Annotated in this window: 7 protein-coding genes; 1 reads left to right on the top strand and 6 read right to left on the bottom strand. The window is 29.7% G+C overall.

What is annotated here, in order from left to right:
* Nucleotides 1–2 precede the first annotated feature (2 nt).
* From SHI72_RS08585 to SHI72_RS08575, 3 genes are all read right to left on the bottom strand, one after another.
* On the bottom strand, nt 3–770 hold the full coding sequence (locus SHI72_RS08585) for a ParA family protein (protein WP_035627818.1): 768 nt from the start codon (nt 768–770) through the stop codon (nt 3–5).
* A gap of 308 nt (nt 771–1,078) precedes the next feature.
* The gene (locus tag SHI72_RS08580) at nt 1,079–2,329 is read right to left on the bottom strand and encodes a hypothetical protein (protein WP_323489715.1); all 1,251 of its coding nucleotides are present in this window, start codon (nt 2,327–2,329) and stop codon (nt 1,079–1,081) included.
* Complete coding sequence (locus SHI72_RS08575; protein WP_323489714.1) at nt 2,292–4,802, bottom strand: DUF2339 domain-containing protein; 2,511 nt, start codon at nt 4,800–4,802, stop codon at nt 2,292–2,294. The genes SHI72_RS08580 and SHI72_RS08575 overlap by 38 nt, the downstream gene beginning before the upstream one ends.
* Before the next feature lie 435 nt (nt 4,803–5,237).
* Between SHI72_RS08575 and SHI72_RS08570 the strand changes: the two genes are divergently transcribed.
* Nucleotides 5,238–6,257: a cytochrome-c peroxidase gene (locus SHI72_RS08570; protein ID WP_323489713.1), complete on the top strand. Its 1,020-nt coding sequence runs from the start codon at nt 5,238–5,240 to the stop codon at nt 6,255–6,257.
* 764 nt (nt 6,258–7,021) lie between these two features.
* Here the strand turns inward: SHI72_RS08570 and SHI72_RS08565 are convergent.
* The 3 genes from SHI72_RS08565 to SHI72_RS08555 all read right to left on the bottom strand — a co-directional run bounded on the left by SHI72_RS08565 (nt 7,022) and on the right by SHI72_RS08555 (nt 17,677).
* A complete protein-coding gene (locus SHI72_RS08565; protein WP_323489712.1) occupies nt 7,022–11,068 on the bottom strand; it encodes a WG repeat-containing protein in 4,047 nt (1,348 codons plus the stop codon).
* On the bottom strand, nt 11,065–13,263 hold the full coding sequence (locus SHI72_RS08560; RefSeq protein ID WP_323489711.1) for a hypothetical protein: 2,199 nt from the start codon (nt 13,261–13,263) through the stop codon (nt 11,065–11,067). Before SHI72_RS08560 ends, SHI72_RS08565 begins: the two co-directional genes overlap by 4 nt.
* A 598-nt stretch (nt 13,264–13,861) precedes the next feature.
* A complete protein-coding gene (locus SHI72_RS08555; protein WP_323489710.1) occupies nt 13,862–17,677 on the bottom strand; it encodes a WG repeat-containing protein in 3,816 nt (1,271 codons plus the stop codon).
* Between the last annotated feature and the right edge of the window lie 37 nt (nt 17,678–17,714).

Here is a 17,714-nt window from a genome sequence, read left to right as displayed (position 1 = left end):
AACTATTTACTGTTTTTCTTTATAATTTCTTGAGCCAAGTTTATGTAATTAACAGCTCCTTTACTTGTAGCGTCATAGTTTATAATGCTTTCGCCAAAACTAGGAGCTTCACTTAATTTTACATTTCGTTGGATAACGGTATCAAAAACCATATCGTTAAAGTGTTTTTGAACTTCTTCAACAACTTGATTTGATAAACGTAATCTAGAATCGTACATGGTTAGTAACAATCCTTCAATATCCAAGTCTGGGTTATGAATTTTTTGGATGCTTTTAATCGTGTTTAGTAATTTTCCTAAACCTTCAAGTGCAAAATATTCGCATTGAATAGGAATAACTACAGAGTCGGCCGCTGTTAAAGCATTCAAAGTTAAAAGTCCTAATGAAGGCGCACAATCGATAATGATATAATCGTACTCATCTTTAACACTTTCTAATGCTTTTTTTAGCATGTATTCTCTGTTTTCTTTATCGACCAATTCGATTTCGATAGCAACAAGGTCAATGTGAGCCGGAATCACATCTACGTTTGGAGCTGTACATTGAATAATAGCTTCTTTTGGCGTATGACTGTGTTCTAGTATTTGATAGGTACCAATTTCAACAACTTCTACATCAATACCAAGTCCTGAAGTAGCATTTGCTTGAGGGTCAGCATCTATTAGTAATACTTTTTTTTCTAAAACACCTAATGAGGCCGCAAGATTTACAGATGTTGTAGTCTTTCCAACGCCTCCTTTTTGATTAGCAATCGCAATGATTTTGCCCATTTATTTTCTGAATTTTGAACCGTAAAAATACGATTATTTATGGTTTTTGAAAATCTATTTTGTTAACATTTGTTAAAGCTTGATTAATCGTCGTTTGACAGCCTGCTGTTTTTAAAATAGGTATTATTTCTAAAGACGATTTCAATTTGTTTGTATCAGGCTTAGCTTTTTCTATTTATGTGCGATTTAAAATAATAACTTTCTTCGAGACTATTGAATATCAATTGATTGTTGGCTAATAGTCTGAAAATTAGTATTTCGGGTACAAACTAAATAATGTTGTTTAAATAAAGATTCGGATTAATTAATTACTCTTTTTTCATGTCTTTTACTAAACTCGCAGTAAAATATAAAATTGCAATTCCGCCAATTATTATACACATCCACATAAACCATGATTGTTGCCAAAAAGATTTGTTTTGAATTGTAGTATCTGTAGAAGCAATTTGTTTTATTTCGGAAATAGAAGCCTCTGGTAAATTAGCCGAAATGCTATTCTTGAAATTGGAAAGGTCATATTGAGGTTCGTTCAAATTATTGTTTCCTGTTTTGATAGTATAGTTTTCATTTGCATTTAAACTGGCAACTATTGAAACGGGGATTTGGTAAAATTTTATTTCAGCAATATTTAATGCAGGATTATCCTGATTGTCGATAGAGATATAAATTTCTTTCTCGAATATTTGTGGAACATTGAACGTGTTTTTTGTATCCGAATTTAATTCGAAATAGGTAATGTTTTCTTCATACGTTTCTGTTTTGCGTTTTACTTTTCGAGTAGCATTTTTATAAATAGTTGCATCTCGTTTGTAGAATGCTGGTTTCGAAATATCGAATGCAATTTGATCTATAATCTGTGGTGCATCAAAAACTATATGAATTTTTGTTTTCTTCTCAGATGTAAGTTGAGTTACCGAACTACTCTTTGGAACTATTTCTTGTAGCGAATTGGTTTTTACCTGATGGTTGTAATTTCCTGCCTTTAGTATATTTATTGGTAATGTTTTTTTATCATCAAAATCTATTTTCAAAAATTGATAAGAAGATAGAGGAAATGATATAGTCTTGATAACATTTGTTTTATCAGTGCTATTTAGGTCGTATAGTTTTTGTGCATTAGATAAACCAAACCATTCTTTTTGGTCGTTACTTCCTGAAATGCTATATGCTTTTACCACATCGGAGTTGGCAATAAAAAGCGAAATCTGATTGATGCTTTGCGTTGATGGATTGGCAATAATAATAGAACTGCTCTTGTTTGGAACAACAGTTTTGGACACAATGCTATATTCTTCAAAAGAATTTGAAAGTGTCTCTTTTTCATTTCGCACAACAAAGTAAGGAACTTCAATTCCTTTTGAATCAAATATCCTGAAATCACTTAAATCTTCTTTAGACGCGGAACGAATTGCTGGTGGCAAAACGATCTTGTTCAATCCAGTTGATGTTACTGCTTTTATTTTTGCAGTAGTATTATATTGTGCAAACGAAAAGTTTACGAAGAATAATAGAAATAAAAATTTATTTGGTTTCATCAGTTTCATTGGGTTTGTTTTCATCTATTACTAGTACTTTAATTTTTTGATAGACAAATGAGATTATCAAAATTAAGATACCTAATAGTATAAACGATATAATTTTTCCTGTTTCGGAAATGTTGCTAATATCGTATAAAAATAATTTTACGATTGTTAATCCTAATAATGCCAAAGCAATAATACGAATGGTTTTGGTTTGTTTTTTTATTCCTACGATAAGGAAAACAAAAGCTAAAATTCCCCAAAGGATAGGAAAACCAGTTTTGATTATTTTGGTTCTGGCCAAATCTATTGCTTCTTCGGTCAGCATCTCTCTTATATATCCTAAATCAGTTTTGTAAGTTGCATACAAGTTGCTTGCCTGAATTTGGTCTGTTGTTATTGGAGAATTCATAAATATTAATCCATGAAGCATTAGCTCAGTGCTTGCAATGTAGATTAAAATAAATGCAGCTGCCCAGATATAAATTTTATTACTCAATATTGAGAAAACAAGTTTCTTAGAATTGATTTGATATAATAGATAACCGAAATAGATAATTATTAATAAAGAAATGTAATGCAGGTAAAATGCATAAGGACTTCCAGTTCCTGAACTTATGATTTCTTCGTGTTCTCCAAAGGCGTAATTTGAGAACCAAAAAGTAAACAAGATAATATTGATAAGCGCAATTAACGTTGCACCTTGATAACCAGAATCTGTTTTCTTTCGAGTTAAATAACCAGCTACAATTGCAAAGAATAATAAATGATATACTACAGTAAATGCAGCAGCAGAATATGTGTTTTCGAAATAATAATTAGATTGATAAATCACTTCGAGTAATCCAACAAAATAACTGATGACAAGTCCTAATCCAAAAATGAATTTTCCATATTTTTCTGGATTAAAACTAAAGCCAAGCATTTCGGTATTGTTGGTTTCAGGTTTTAATAGATAAGAAACTGTAAATAAAGATGCTATTGCAACCAATCCTGTAATGAATATAGGATTGATAATTATGTTTAAAACGGCTGTGTATTCGTAGAACTTAGCCCAATCCATTATCAAACTTATTATCATTAAGGCATGAACAATTACTGAACCAAATCGATAACTGACAATTTTTGATTTTTGCGAAAGCCATAATAATAAAACTGCCTCAGCTGCCCAGAATAAAGTAATGTAGTTGCCTTTAAACTGAATTGGGATTGCTAGTGTAACAAAGGTTAATGTTAAGCCGATGAGTAAATAAACAGCTTTTTTATCCAGTCCGAATTTTTTGTATAAAAACCAAGCGTAAACTAAATTAAGTAATGCAATTATGGTTGTAAATAATCCTCTTAATTCAGGATGATAATCTGTTAGGATTGCCATTCCTGCAGCATAGAATAAGAAAGTGTTACTGGCTAAAATGACTAATTGTGGGGTAGAGAATTCTCCTTTTGTTCTTATGTTGTTAATGATATTCATTAAAATAAAAATAGAATAGAAAGCAAACCCAAATGCGAATGCACCTAGATAATGAGGTTTCTCGCTAGTTAAGTCATTAACCAACCAGCCACCGTATAATATAATGGTGAATACATAGGCAAGAATATTTACCAGATTCCACTTTTTATGATAAGCCAAAGCTAAAATTCCGATATTCAGGATAATGATATAAGTAAATAATACAACATAATTTCCTTCGCCAGTACTTACCATAAAAGGAACGGCAAATCCACCTATTAAGGAGAGCACGGCAAGTTCAATCCTATTATAAGATAAGGATATAAGTGCACTAAAAGTTGTAATTACGACCATTATACCAAATGCAACGCTCTGGCTAAATAAATGATAGCTATGAAAAGCGATTCCAATCGTAAAATAGAATATTGCAATTGCACCAGCTACGATAACCGAACTAAAAGCGGCGTAGTTTTTACGCAATTTATGAGCAACTCCCATTACCAATGCGCCAGCAAGGATTCCAATTCCTACTCGAGCAGGTTCATTTATCCAATCTTTATCAATGGCATATTTTACAAAATAGCTAATTCCTAAAACAAGAATCAGAATTCCGATTTTGTTGATTAAGTTTTCACCAATGAATTTTTCTAAATCAGGATTTTGTTCTTTAAAGTTCTCCCAGAAAGATTTCTTTGGCGGAAGCGGAACATAAGGTTTAGGAGCTTCTTTAGGCTCTACTGGCTTAGGTGTATTTTCGGAATTGTATGAAAGAGCAATTTTTTCCAACTCTTTTTCTGGAATCTTTTCTTCGACGATTTCTTCCTTGGCTATTTCAAGAGTAGGAGGTTTTATTTCCTCAGGAGTTATATTGATTTCTTCTTTCTTTATAACAGGAATTGGAGCAACAGAAATAGTTTCTGCTGGTTTCTCTATCGTTTTTTGCTGATCTAATTTTTTATTAAGAGATGAAATATTATTCTCAATTTGGTCAAATCGCTTATTAAGAGTGTTGAGTATATAGATCAGAAAAACAAATATTAGTAAAAACAGAAATGTCTCCATAAACAAATAAATAAAATATTGTAAGCGGTAAATATAATAACATTTTAATAGTGTTAAAGTATTTTGGTAGTTTTTATCTGTATAAAGTGTTTTGTGATATAAATATAAAATCTAGAATTAATTTTAAAATAAATGGCTTTCATCATTTTTTGGGTTTAGAGATTCTTTATTCACTTTTGAATGAATTACTGCTTTTGATTTTTATTACAATTGTATATATTGTAAAATAAAACCTACTTTATGATAATAATCAGCTTTATCGCTATAATGTTTTTTTAAATTCGAGGATTAATTTAATGCAACAGTTTAATGAAAATAGAATTTAAAATTTAGTAAAGACTACTTTATTAATTAAGAGGAGAAACATAAAAAGGATTAGTAATTATTTCACCTTGAGTTCTACATTGACTTTTGCAAAACTAAATCAATACTCAAATGAAAAAAGTTGTCTTAATTATGGCGGGACTTGCTTTTGTAGCCTGCAAGAAAGAATCAAGTGAACATGATTTCTCAAAAGCTCCAGTAGTCGAGAAATCTGAATTATTAACCAAAGCATCTAATTTCTTTAAATCTGTTTCAACAATAACAGGAGAAGATATTCCGCAAGAGAAAATCGATCTAGGTAAGAAATTATTCTATGATAAAGCATTGTCTAAAAACGGAACCATTAGTTGTAATTCCTGTCATAATCTTGCCACTTTTGGTGTAGATAATAAATCCCTTTCAGTAGGAGATACGAAGGAATTAGGAGGGCGTAACTCTCCTACGGTAATTTATTCATCACTTCATTCTATGCAGTTTTGGGATGGTCGAGCTAAAGATGTAGAAGAGCAAGCCAAAGGACCTTTGCTAAATCCTGTTGAACACGGAATTCCGAACGCGGAATTTTTGGAGAAAAAACTAAGAGGGATTCCAGAGTATCAAGGTCTTTTTAAGAAAGTATTCCCAAATGATAAAGAATCAATTACTTTTGATAATCTTGCTAATGCAATAGGTGCTTTTGAGCGTAAATTGATTCCTAAAAGTAAATTTGATGATTATTTAGACGGAAATGAATCAGCATTAAATGATCAGGAAAAAAAAGGACTAAATTCTTTTATAGACAATGGTTGTATAGCGTGTCATGGTGGTGTAGCTCTTGGTGGACAGATGTTCCAGAAATTCGGAGTTTATGGAGATTACGCTAAAATGACTCGTAGTAAAAAAATGGATAAAGGACTTTATGATTTAACTAAAAAAGAAGGTGATCAGTTCTTGTTTAAAGTTCCGAGTTTGAGAAACGTAGAAAAAACAGGACCTTACTTTCATGATGGTTCAGTTGCTTCGCTGAAAGAAGCTGTAAAGATGATGGGGAAATTGCAGCTGGATAAAGATATTACGGATAAAGAAGCCGATGATATGGTTGCCTTCCTGAAAACGTTGACAGCCGATGTTGATGCAAAGTATAAAGAATAAATAATTGATTTTAAACTGAACGAGGGTTCTTCAAATTTTTTGAGGAGCCCTTGTTTCATTTGAGCTAATATGACCTGCCAAGTTCCTGCTTTTCCTTCGGGACGCGATAACGGTTCTTCTTTTCTCTGTTTGTCTATATTTTATTTTAAAGTAGCAATAGTTTTTACTTTAGTTTATTCCAAAAAAAAAGTCTTTTCAAATAAATGAAAAGACTTTTGTCGGGGTGGCAGGACGACCTACCTATTCCTTAATTCGTTGATTTTATTGGTGTTCTCAAGTACTCTTCCAAAAAGGGTAGCCGAATAGGTCTCATTTATAATGACTTACCTTGTAGTCCTTTGTTTCCTTGATCAATTTAATTGCAGTCAGTCAATGTACTTTAATATATGTAAAGGTATTAAAAATGTCATTATGATACAACATTTAATAATCGTTGTCTTGAGTTATTAAGGCTGTAAATTGGATAAATTGATGCCTTGAACAGAAGTCATTAGGGAAGTATTTTAGATATGTTCGAGTCCTGTTCCCAGCTACTAAGAATGACCCATCAAAATTTTGATGGGTCATTCTTAGTAGCCCTAACGGGACAATTCTCGAACCATTTTATAGATGATTTGAAAGACTTAACTATCATTTAATGAGAAAGGGATTAATTTGCTTTATAATGAAACGAATACAGACAATTTTATTTTTTGTCAATTTTTGAGATCAGGTCCAATTTATGATGTTGATTAAAATATCTTATACCTTTTGCTGATAATTTATTATGAATTATTATCAATTTGTATTGTTATGTTGTCACATGTTAAATAACTCTTTACTCCATTACTGGTACAAACAAAATATCTTCCATTTTCCTGATAATATACTGAATCATAAATCATTGGTATTATAATTTTATTATTAAAATCAATTACTCCTGTTTTAAAAGGATCTGAAACTATTATATATTTTTTAGCTTCAATTTGTTTTATTTGAGCATATGAAACCGGAATTTTAATTGGTAAAATTTTATTTTCCGCAGCATTTAAATCAGTAATCCCGAATCTCCCATCTAAATAAACTAGCAAATAATTATTGCTTAAAATTTGAATACTGTCATATATTTCAGGGATAACTAGTGTACCTTTTTGGTTTAGTAGTCCAAATTTATTATTGATTCTAACCACTGCATAATTATAAATAATTGAAGTATTTATTTCATCGTATGCGCTTGAAATTATTGCTCCTTCTGAATTGACAAGATGTTTGCTGGAATTTTTTTCGATTATGAATAAATTTTCAATGTTTGTTTTTTCGACTTTTGGAAATAGTCCCGAAAAAATCAGCTTTCCTTTATAGTCTAAAAATCCCTGTTTTCCGTTTTTGTAAATTTTGTAAAATATCGGATTGTTGTTTTTGTCCTGAAGTAAGGAATCACACTGGACTTCAAACAAAAAATTACTCTGATCATCATATACCATCGAGCTATTGCCTTTTCTACCAATTATAGGGCCGAAAAGTGTTCGATCTTTTCTAAAACTATCAAACTCCAAAGGCATAATCGTTTTTAAAGTTGGCCCAAGAATTCCTATTTTTTGATCTTTTGAAACTATGAAATTATACGATGATCTGTATGGAGTTCTTTTTCCGTAATCTTCAATAAACCTTACATCTTTACTCGTAATTCTGTTTTCTGGTAAATATTGCGTTTCAATTTTATCATACTCAAAATTTAGCAATACATTGTTATAGCTGTCAATAATTCCATATTTATTATTGTTTTTTGCTATGTAAACAGAATCAACAGACAACATTATACTATCATAAACAAAGGGAACATGGATTTTTTCATTAACATCAATAATTCCATATTTATTTCCTTTTTTCTGAATTAAATAATAATTCCAATTTGGTAAATATTGGGTGTTCAGATTTCTGTCAATAATTTGTTCCGAGATTAAATTTCCTTTTGTACTGTATTTTTGTGCCACTACTTTTGAATCTAAAGCGGAAGTATAATTTTTCAAAATAGTATAGGCACGATCATAATCATTGTTGAATGAAAAACCGTTCACTTGTGAAATAATTTTGTTTTCATGTAAATCAAAAAATATAGTTTTTTCGTCACGAAGTATTAGAATTATAATTCCATTTCTAAAATAAAACGAATAATCTTTTTTGGCAACCTTTGTACTGGCTATTTTATTTCCTTCAATTGTTACAAAATCAATTTTATCAGTGGTTTTATCTGAATTGTCAATGCAAACCAAGATCTGTCTTAGTTCTCCCTTAGCAAACTTTTTGTTGAATATTGGTAGTTCGTCTATACTTGAAACGCTATGGATTTTATCGTAAAGATTGGCTTTAATGATAATTTTTCCATCCTCACTAACAATACCCGCTTTTTTACCATTATTATAAAATTTATAAAACTTTTCCTTGGTTGCGTAAATAGGATCATTTACATCGATCCTTTCAAAAGTATTTTTTGTTTTCTTATTGTTTTTATCAAAAAAACCGTATTTGCCGTCCTTTTCATAAAATATCACATTATTGATAATATAAGAAATATTATCTTTTGAAACGGTTGCATTTAAATTTTCATCCACAATCGTGTCAAAATAGTTATCTGTTTTACAATAAATAAGCTTACTTGTTTTGGAGTAAATTATTTTAATTTCACTGAATTTCGGCTCAATCAATTTTTGATTGTTCAAGTCATAAAATCCAATCAGGTTAATTGATTTTATTGCAACAATCTTATTATCATAAATTTCCTCAATCTTATATTTTTCTAAAAATCTTGTCGCCAGATTATTTTCAATTTTTATTAAAAAGTGATCATCCCAGTATTCATATCCTGCTTTTAATCTGAATTTTAAATTATATAGAACCACTTTTTTATCTGTTACGATTTTCTCGATAGTGAAAACTTTCTCGGTATACTTAGGAAAAACATAAATGGTTTTGTTTTGATTATCAACAATTTTAAACCAATCATCCTTATCTTTAATTAGGTAAAAACCATCTAAAAACACTTTGATTTCTTTATAAATAAGCGGAAAAACTTCTTTGCCGTCTTTGTCAAAAAGGCCAAAATATTGATTGTCTTTTACGATGTAGTATTTCGAATCAAAAGGTTCTATTGCTTTGTAATCTAGCGGAATAATCACTTTGCCGTTTTCGTCAATAGCACCCACTGCGCGATCATCATACACAACAAGAAATTGATTTGCTAATCCCTTATCAATTTCTGTATAGAATGGCTTTATAATTTCGTTGCCATTTGTGTCATCAAGGCCAAATAATTTTTGATCGTCAGGTATTTTTTCAGCATAATTAGCTAGTTTTGTTTGGGTTGTTAAAACTCTATAGGTTTTTGGGCTGCTATAACTCCAATCCGTCTGTGGATATTCTTTTTCCGTAAATCCTTTATCCGTTTTTGATTCAAAATTTACCTGAACCTTACCATCCAAAGAGAATTTTTTAATTTTATTTTTGAAACAGGTTTCAAGGTAAGGCTGCTCTTGAGTAACTGCATATTCTTTATCAAAACTTTGGCGCGTATAATCATATTTGTAATTATACTTTTGATAAACATGATCAAATTGAGGTTTTATGTTTGAGATTTTATTTTTTTCTACATAAATCCATCCCCAAAATTTTTTCTTTTTGATTAGAAATAAACGGGTTGTTATTTGGTCAATTTCATCATATTGAGCTGCAGCAATAATTTTATTAGAGATTGATTTTAACCCATATAAATTATTTTTTCTAAAAACTACGGCCTCTGAGAGATAATCGAAATCTTCTTTTATGGGATAATCATATTTTAAATTCTTCAAAACCTTGTTCTTCAGGAAATTGTAAAAATGGTTTATAGAGTCATAAACCGGTTCTGTGTCATATTTTTCTTGTGTCAGATTGTAAACACCATATTTTGAATTTTTCTTTACGATAATACATTTATCTATTTCTATGGTATTCTCTTTATCTGCTTTGTTTTGATATTGAAGAAATGAATTTATTCCTTTGCTTTTAGTAATGATTTCATCAAAATCATTCTGCGCACTAAAACGATTGGTAGTAAAACTGTAAAGCTCGGTTTTGTTATCTCTTTTTATAAAAACTCCTTTGGTATCCGATCCAAAATTTCCGTCAATGCTTTCAATTTTATCGCAGTTTTCAATTATAAACTGAGCCTTTTCAGTGTCGAATAATCCAAATTTATTTAACTCGTTCTGCGTCATGAAATATTTCTCACTTACCAGATAAACCGATTTTAAATTATTTATAAGCAGTTTTCCGTCCAAATTATATAAACTTAGGATCGAATTTCCATCATTTGAAGTCAACAATGCAAATTTATCGTACCTCGTGATTTTATAATCCCCAAAAGGAATAATTGTTTTTCCCGATAAATCAATTAGCACATTTTGATTATTTAAATTGATAATGCTGTAATTAGAATTTTTACTGGCCGTAATATCGTCATAAACCGGAGTGATTATGTATTTTTTAGCGTTACTGTTATAAATACCAAAATGTTTTAGCAGCCCGGTTTTTACCGTAATTATTTTAACAGAATCATTTATCTTAATCCCTTCTGAAAATTTGCATTCGAGGATTTCTTTGCAATGCTTTTTCCAGATGTTTACATTTGTATTTTCAAGGGTTTGTTGATCTTTAATCTGTTCTAAAGTCTGTAAGGCTTCTTGTATTTTTCCGTTATTAAAAAACAGCATCGCTTTCTCCTTTATCAAATCATGGTTTTGTGCAGGACAAAGCTGCATTATGAATACGAAGATAAATAGTATTGGGGTTTTCATTTGTAGGGTTGATTCTTTATAGGATCTTTTAAACTATCACAGGAGATTTCAAAACTGGCTATTGCATCTTTTTTCCAGTAACTAGGGACTTTTTCGCCATCAGTTTGGATACATTTTAAATTAGCATTACTTAGAGCATTAAATGATGTAATTCTTCGATTGTTTGCATTTGAGATAATTAACGAGTATAAATCGTTAAAAGAGCAATCTAAACTAGTTAAAACAGCGTTTTCTGTTAGATATAAAGTTTTTAATTTGTTATGACTGCAGGAAAACTGAGTTATAAGCGGATTTTGGGATAAGTTTAAATTTGTCAGTAGATTACTGTCGCAACGAAATTCAGTTAATTGATAATTTTGAGATATATCTAAGGCAGTTAATTGATTTAAATAACAGTCAAAGATTTTCAAAGCAATATTCTTACTTGTATCTAAAGCTAATATTTTATTTGTATTGCATTTCAAAATTTGCAAATCGATATTTTTGTTTACCTCAAAATTAGTTAATTGGTTTTCAAAACAATACAATTCGGTTAATGCTTTATTGTTGTCAACATTTAAAGAAGACAATTGGTTTGAACGACAACTCAACCAGGTCAAAGCTGTATTTTTACTCACATCCAAATTACTCAACTGATTGGAATGACAATTTAATGAAATCAGAGCGATATTTTTATTCACATCCAAAATTGGTAAACGATTTGAAGAACAATTCAAATCAATCAAAGCTATATTTTTACTTAAATCTAAAGCTGTTAATTGATTTTCTTGGCAATATATTTTTTCTAAAGCAATATTTTTACTTACATCCAATGTATTGAGTTGATTAGAATAACAACTAAACTCTCTCAAAGCTCTATTTTTACTCACATTTAACACTTTAAATTGATTTAAACCGCAATGCAAATCCTCCAGATCTTTATTTTTAGTTACATCCAAAGACGTCAATTGATTGGTATGACAAACCAGCTCCTTTAAAATCTTATTATTGTTTACATTCAAAGCTGCTAATTGATTTGAATAACACCAAAGCTTAGTCAGAGCAATATTCTGACTTACATCCAAAGTTGTCAATTTATTTTCATAACAATGTAATTCTTCCAAAGCCTTGTTTTTCCTTACGTCTAAAAAAGACAATTGATTTGAAAAACACCACAATGTAGTCAAAGCATTATTTTTACTTATATCCAGCGTTTTTAAATCATTAGATATGCAAATAAGAGTTTTTAAAGCTACGAAGTCTTGTATTCCAGTTAAATCAGATATTTTTTTATTAGAAACTTCTAAATCAGTTACATTGGCGATATTCGCAGTAGGCACTTTTCTATCTATTGTTCCTGAGTCGTACCCTTTTTCTATTAAGGCTTTCTCAAAATTAGGATCGGGTATCGCAGTGTATGGACCATCTATATTAATTGGTTTCACCTTTCCGATTGTAGTATTAAAATATATTATTTTTGATGCTTTAGAAAAATTTCCTGAAGCATCAACAGCTCTTAATTTTGCGGAATACGATTTATTGTTTTCGAATGTGAAATTGCCATTACAAATTCCATTAAAGAGTCTAGGCGTTGTATGATCTCCTGAACTGATAAAACGTTCGTTCATAAACTCAATACGAAAATAATAGGGAACCCATTCATAATCTTTTACCTTTTCAAGTTCAGAATACAAATTATCTGAAAAACTAAAACCAACTAACTCTACAGCTAGTCCAGTTCCATAATTAAAAAGCTGGTACTCTTCTCCAGATTGTTTCCAAATAGGTTTTTCTATATCTTTCTTATATTTTACGACCCATTTTTTCCATTTTATATAGCTTTCTAATTTTTTAATACCCCCCTCTAATTCTGATTTATTTTTTATTGATATACTAATGGAAATCGTATCGCCAATTATTATTCCGGATTTCGGCTTTAGAAAAAACTGCCCCATACTTCCTGAAAAATTAGTTTCAAGAATAATCAGTTTATATTTTTTACCATTTGTTGAGATAGCTGTAAATTCCAAATCTTTCAGTTGATCTTTTATTTTAAATTCCTTCTCACTAAAATCAATTAGAAAAGCAGAGTTTGAGCTAATAGCATTTCTGAGTGGATATACCTGAACTCCATTATAATTCTCACATTCAAAACAAAATGACTTTTGTATTCCAAATAAAAAAAATAATATAAAAATGAGATTCAGTTTTTTCATAATTGTTTTCTTTTCTTTATAGATGCTTTAAAAAGCAAAAAGGTTGGGAATGAATGTCTTTTTATTCTAAAAAAGCCATAAATTGATAGAAAGGCGACTCTATTTAATTCTTTTTTTTAGCTAAAAATTCACTTTACCAAATTAACAATAAAAAAAGTATTTTGATGACTTGATTTTCCTTCGTACTATAGATATTTTAAAATCGAAAAAAGTAGGGAAGATTAATTTTTTTTCTATTCTATTTTCAGGGTAATTAGAATAACTTAATAGCAGTTTAACTTAACGGGACTCGAACCAAATTCTCTTGAAAATACAGGAGTTTAAAATTTCAAGAAACTGAAACAAAATTTATCGAACCACAAAAAAAGCCAAGAAATCTAGATTTCTCAGCTTTTAATTTATACTTGTAGCCCTAACGGGACAATTTCCGAACCACTTTATTGAAGATTTGAAAAAAATAAACATCAATTGCCCGTACTTTATTGTTCAATATACACGATAACACCATTTGAAAATTGCTCCTGTTTTGCCATCGATTTGATTGTTCTGCTCACTGCCATTGTAGCTGTTTTTCTTTAATTTGTTCTGATGCAATTAATTATTTTATTTGTGGAGTTATGTGATAAATTATTTTATTTTTTGTACAATAAAATACTCCTCGATTAAAATAAATCTTGTCATACTCAAACGGAATCAATGTTTGATTTTTGGAATTTATCGCACCGTATCTTCCAGCTTTTTTAACTATATAAAAATCTTCATTTATTACGATATTAATTTCCTCATATAAAAAAGGCAGAATTTGTTTTAAGTCTTTTGTAAATAAGCCGTAAAAATTATTTTCGTCTTGAATTAATAAGTGGTCAAAATGTTCCCCTATAAAATCTCTGGATTGCTCCAGTTCTGCAAAACTTACAACAGGTGTTTTATAAAGTAAATTGTTATTTTTTACCAGATAATACTTTCCTTCTATTTCTTTAGAATAAGTAGTTTTAAGTTGATCTTCCCAGAGTCTGTAAGGATTTTTGTCTGTAATATTTCCATTATAATCTCTATAAAACAATTTACCGTTTTTGTACAAATGATACATATTATTGTTATCCAAATCAATACTATCGGCTATAGCCGAAAAGTTCTCTTCGAATGTATAGTCGTAAACACTTATAAGTGAATCTTTTTTAGCAGTTATTATAGTTCGCGAAAGTTTAAGTTCATCAAATACAGTTGGCAAAGTCGTTCTTGAATTAGCGTCAAGAAGTCCAAATTTATCTTTTTCTTTCACTTTATAGCCAGAAAATGCTGTTCTATAATCTGAATTTCTGTCCTTTATTTCAACCCAGTTTATTTCCTGATATTTTTTATCTACAATGGTTTGATTGTCTCCGTCAATTATTCCGAATAAATTATCGCTTTTACTAATAAATAATTTTCCATTATTAGACTCTAAATAATCGTATACAAACGGAATTCCGGGTTTTCCTTTTGAGTTGACTGTTCCGTATTTATCATTTCTTTTTACGATGTAATTTTCATTTGGTTTTGCATAATATTGTTTTTTTACATCTACAATAGTATCTGAAATGGGTTTACCATTATAGTCGTATTTCTCATACTTAACTTTAGCTGTTTTTTGATCGATATAGGAAATAGTATATCCAGAATCTTTATCTTCCTCAAAACGATTTGTTTTTATTTTTAACTGGTATTTTTTATTTTTTAGATCATAAACCTTCACCGAATCGGCACTTTTGATTATGATAGCATTATTGTAGTTGCTAAAGTTCCAATAGCCGTTTCGCTCAATGTCAAACTCAGCCGTTATTTCTTTTTTACTGGTAATAAGTTGTATTGTTTTGTATTCTTTTTTATCGATTGTACATACAAAAAGGTCGTTTTCGTATTTTTTTAGAAACTCATTTTCTCCAAAACTGCTGTAGTAATTCATTTTGCCAAAATGCAGTAATTGAATATCATCATAAATTCCAGACTGAAAAATTACTGTTCCATCAAAATTTATTAAGCCATTTTTTATTGTACTGCTCTTTGGATTAAATTTAAAATAACAAGAAGCTTTTTCACGATACTCTTTTGAAGGATACGGTGACATTTGCTGAAAATCACTTTCGTTTATATTTTTTAAAACAGGATATCTGAAAGGAGCTGCTTCTAGATTTATATTCATTACGCCGGTATTATTCCCTTCTCTAAAAAAGTAATTACCGTTGCTTATTACATCAAAAGGATGCTCGAGAGTTGATTCATTACCTAAACTATCAATTACAGTATCATAGTAATAATCTTTTTTAGCAAAAATCCTGTGGTTTGAATAATCATTAATAAAATAGTAATTAAAAGGGTGTTCAATAATTTTTCCATTCTTTAAATTATAGAAATATATTTTACCTGTACGTTCGTCCTTGCCAATTATATGATTAGGATTTACAAATTCAAAAGAATCACCTTCTATATTTAGTCTTTCAGCTTTATCATCTTTAATTTTTATTATACCATTTTTATAAATTTCTTCTTTTTTGCCTTGTTTATTTTTTACGTTTACCGCTGTTGAAATTTCTGTAACATACACAAAACAAGTTTTTGTTTTGGGATTATAATAATAATCAGTAACTTCTTTGATCTTAGACGGATACAGCATTTCGCCTTTAGAATTAAAAATGCTTGCCAACCCATTATTTAAGGTTGCAAAAAGCAAACCCGAATTATAATCGCCGCGCTCAATACGATCATACTTTACGGGAATAATCTCCTTGCCATTATGATCTATTAACCCAGATAATTTACCTATAGAAACTATGTAGGTGTTTTTTCTCCCATAAGCAATATTACTATATTTAGCTTCCAAAATTTCTTTATTAGAAAAATCATCCAGACCGTATTTTCCTTTCTTTTCAAAAATAACTCTGTCAAATTCATCTAACCTTTCTAAATCACTTACATTGTTGCTAAAATTGGGTTCCTCAAGATATTTATATTTTTTAAATTTTTGATTTTCAATAGTTACCAGATCTATTTTTTCGCCGTTTCTAAAATACTTGATCGTTCTTTTATTTTTATGGCAGGCAATATTGCCAAAATCACTACTCACGTATTCAATATAATCATACTCCGGCAATACCAGTTTATCTTGTTTTTCAACACCTATAAAACCCCATTTTTGGCCTTTTCTTAAAATAAAAACTCCATTAGATAGAAACCTAATTTCATCATAATCAGCTTCAGCGATAATTGTACCGCTTAAATTCATAAGCCCAAACAGATTGTTTTTCTTAAAAACGATACCTTCAGGTCTATCACTTTCAGGCGCGCAGATTTCCTCGCCATAAATAAGGTTTATCCATTTTCCATTATAAAATGTATTGCCTAATTTATTGATTGAATCATAAATGGGTTCTTTATAATAATTATTTTTTGAAACATTATAAATTCCGTACTTATCGTTCTTTTTTACAAGGGTATAATAATTAAAAAAAGAGGCTCTTTTTTCATCTAAAATAAACGGCGCATTGGCTTTACTATTTATAAGTGTTGTAATCGCATTATCAAAGTAGTTGAAATTTGAATATAAATGAATATAAGTATCAAATTTATGCGTGTCTATAATTCCTTCCGGAGTAATTTTATAGAGATAATATTGATTGTTTTTATGAAATGGCAGCCATATATTGTCATAAACAATTTCATTTTCTACTATAGCTCCGTTTGGATTAAAAAAATAATCAACATCGTCTATGATTATCTTTTTGGTTTTTATTTCAAATATCTGATATTTATTGTTTTTGTTTTTGGTGCGTATATAATTGGGATGATACATATAATTATAACCATTCAGATCTTTAAAAAGTAAATTTCCATCTAAATCAAAAACGCTTACAAGGCCGTCAAATGAAAAGCCGCTGTACTTCGTCATTGTGCCTGACAAGATATATTCTCCGTAAAATATACTGGATTGATTTCCTAGGGGGATAATAACTTTTCCCGTTTCAATATTTACAAATGCAGTCTGTTTGTTTTTATAAACATTTAAATATTTAAAATACCGTTCATTAAAAGGAATAGAATCATAAATAGGCGGAATCGTGTACGTATTCGATTTTTCATTATAAATTCCCTGCGATTTTAAAACCTTTGTTTTAACATAAACCTTGTATAAGGAATCGTTTAATTTTACTTTTTTAAAGAAACGGTGATTGATAATATCTTCCAGATTCGCTTTTTGCAGGTTGACAGTTGTATTCTCTAAAACACTTTTATCCTTAATACTATTTAAGGTTTGATATGATTTTAAAAAATCACCTTTTTTATAGTAAGCTTCGGCTTGTTCGCGCAATGCTTGTGCATTCTGCGAAAAGCCAGCTAACGGAAGCAAAATAAACAAGAAGCGTAATTTTTTTATCATATACTTTTTGAAAGAATGAATACTATATTTTTGAAAC

Source organism: Flavobacterium sp. PL02 (assembly GCF_035013205.1).
Lineage (GTDB): Bacteria > Bacteroidota > Bacteroidia > Flavobacteriales > Flavobacteriaceae > Flavobacterium.
This window is presented reverse-complemented; position numbering and strand designations above follow the sequence as displayed.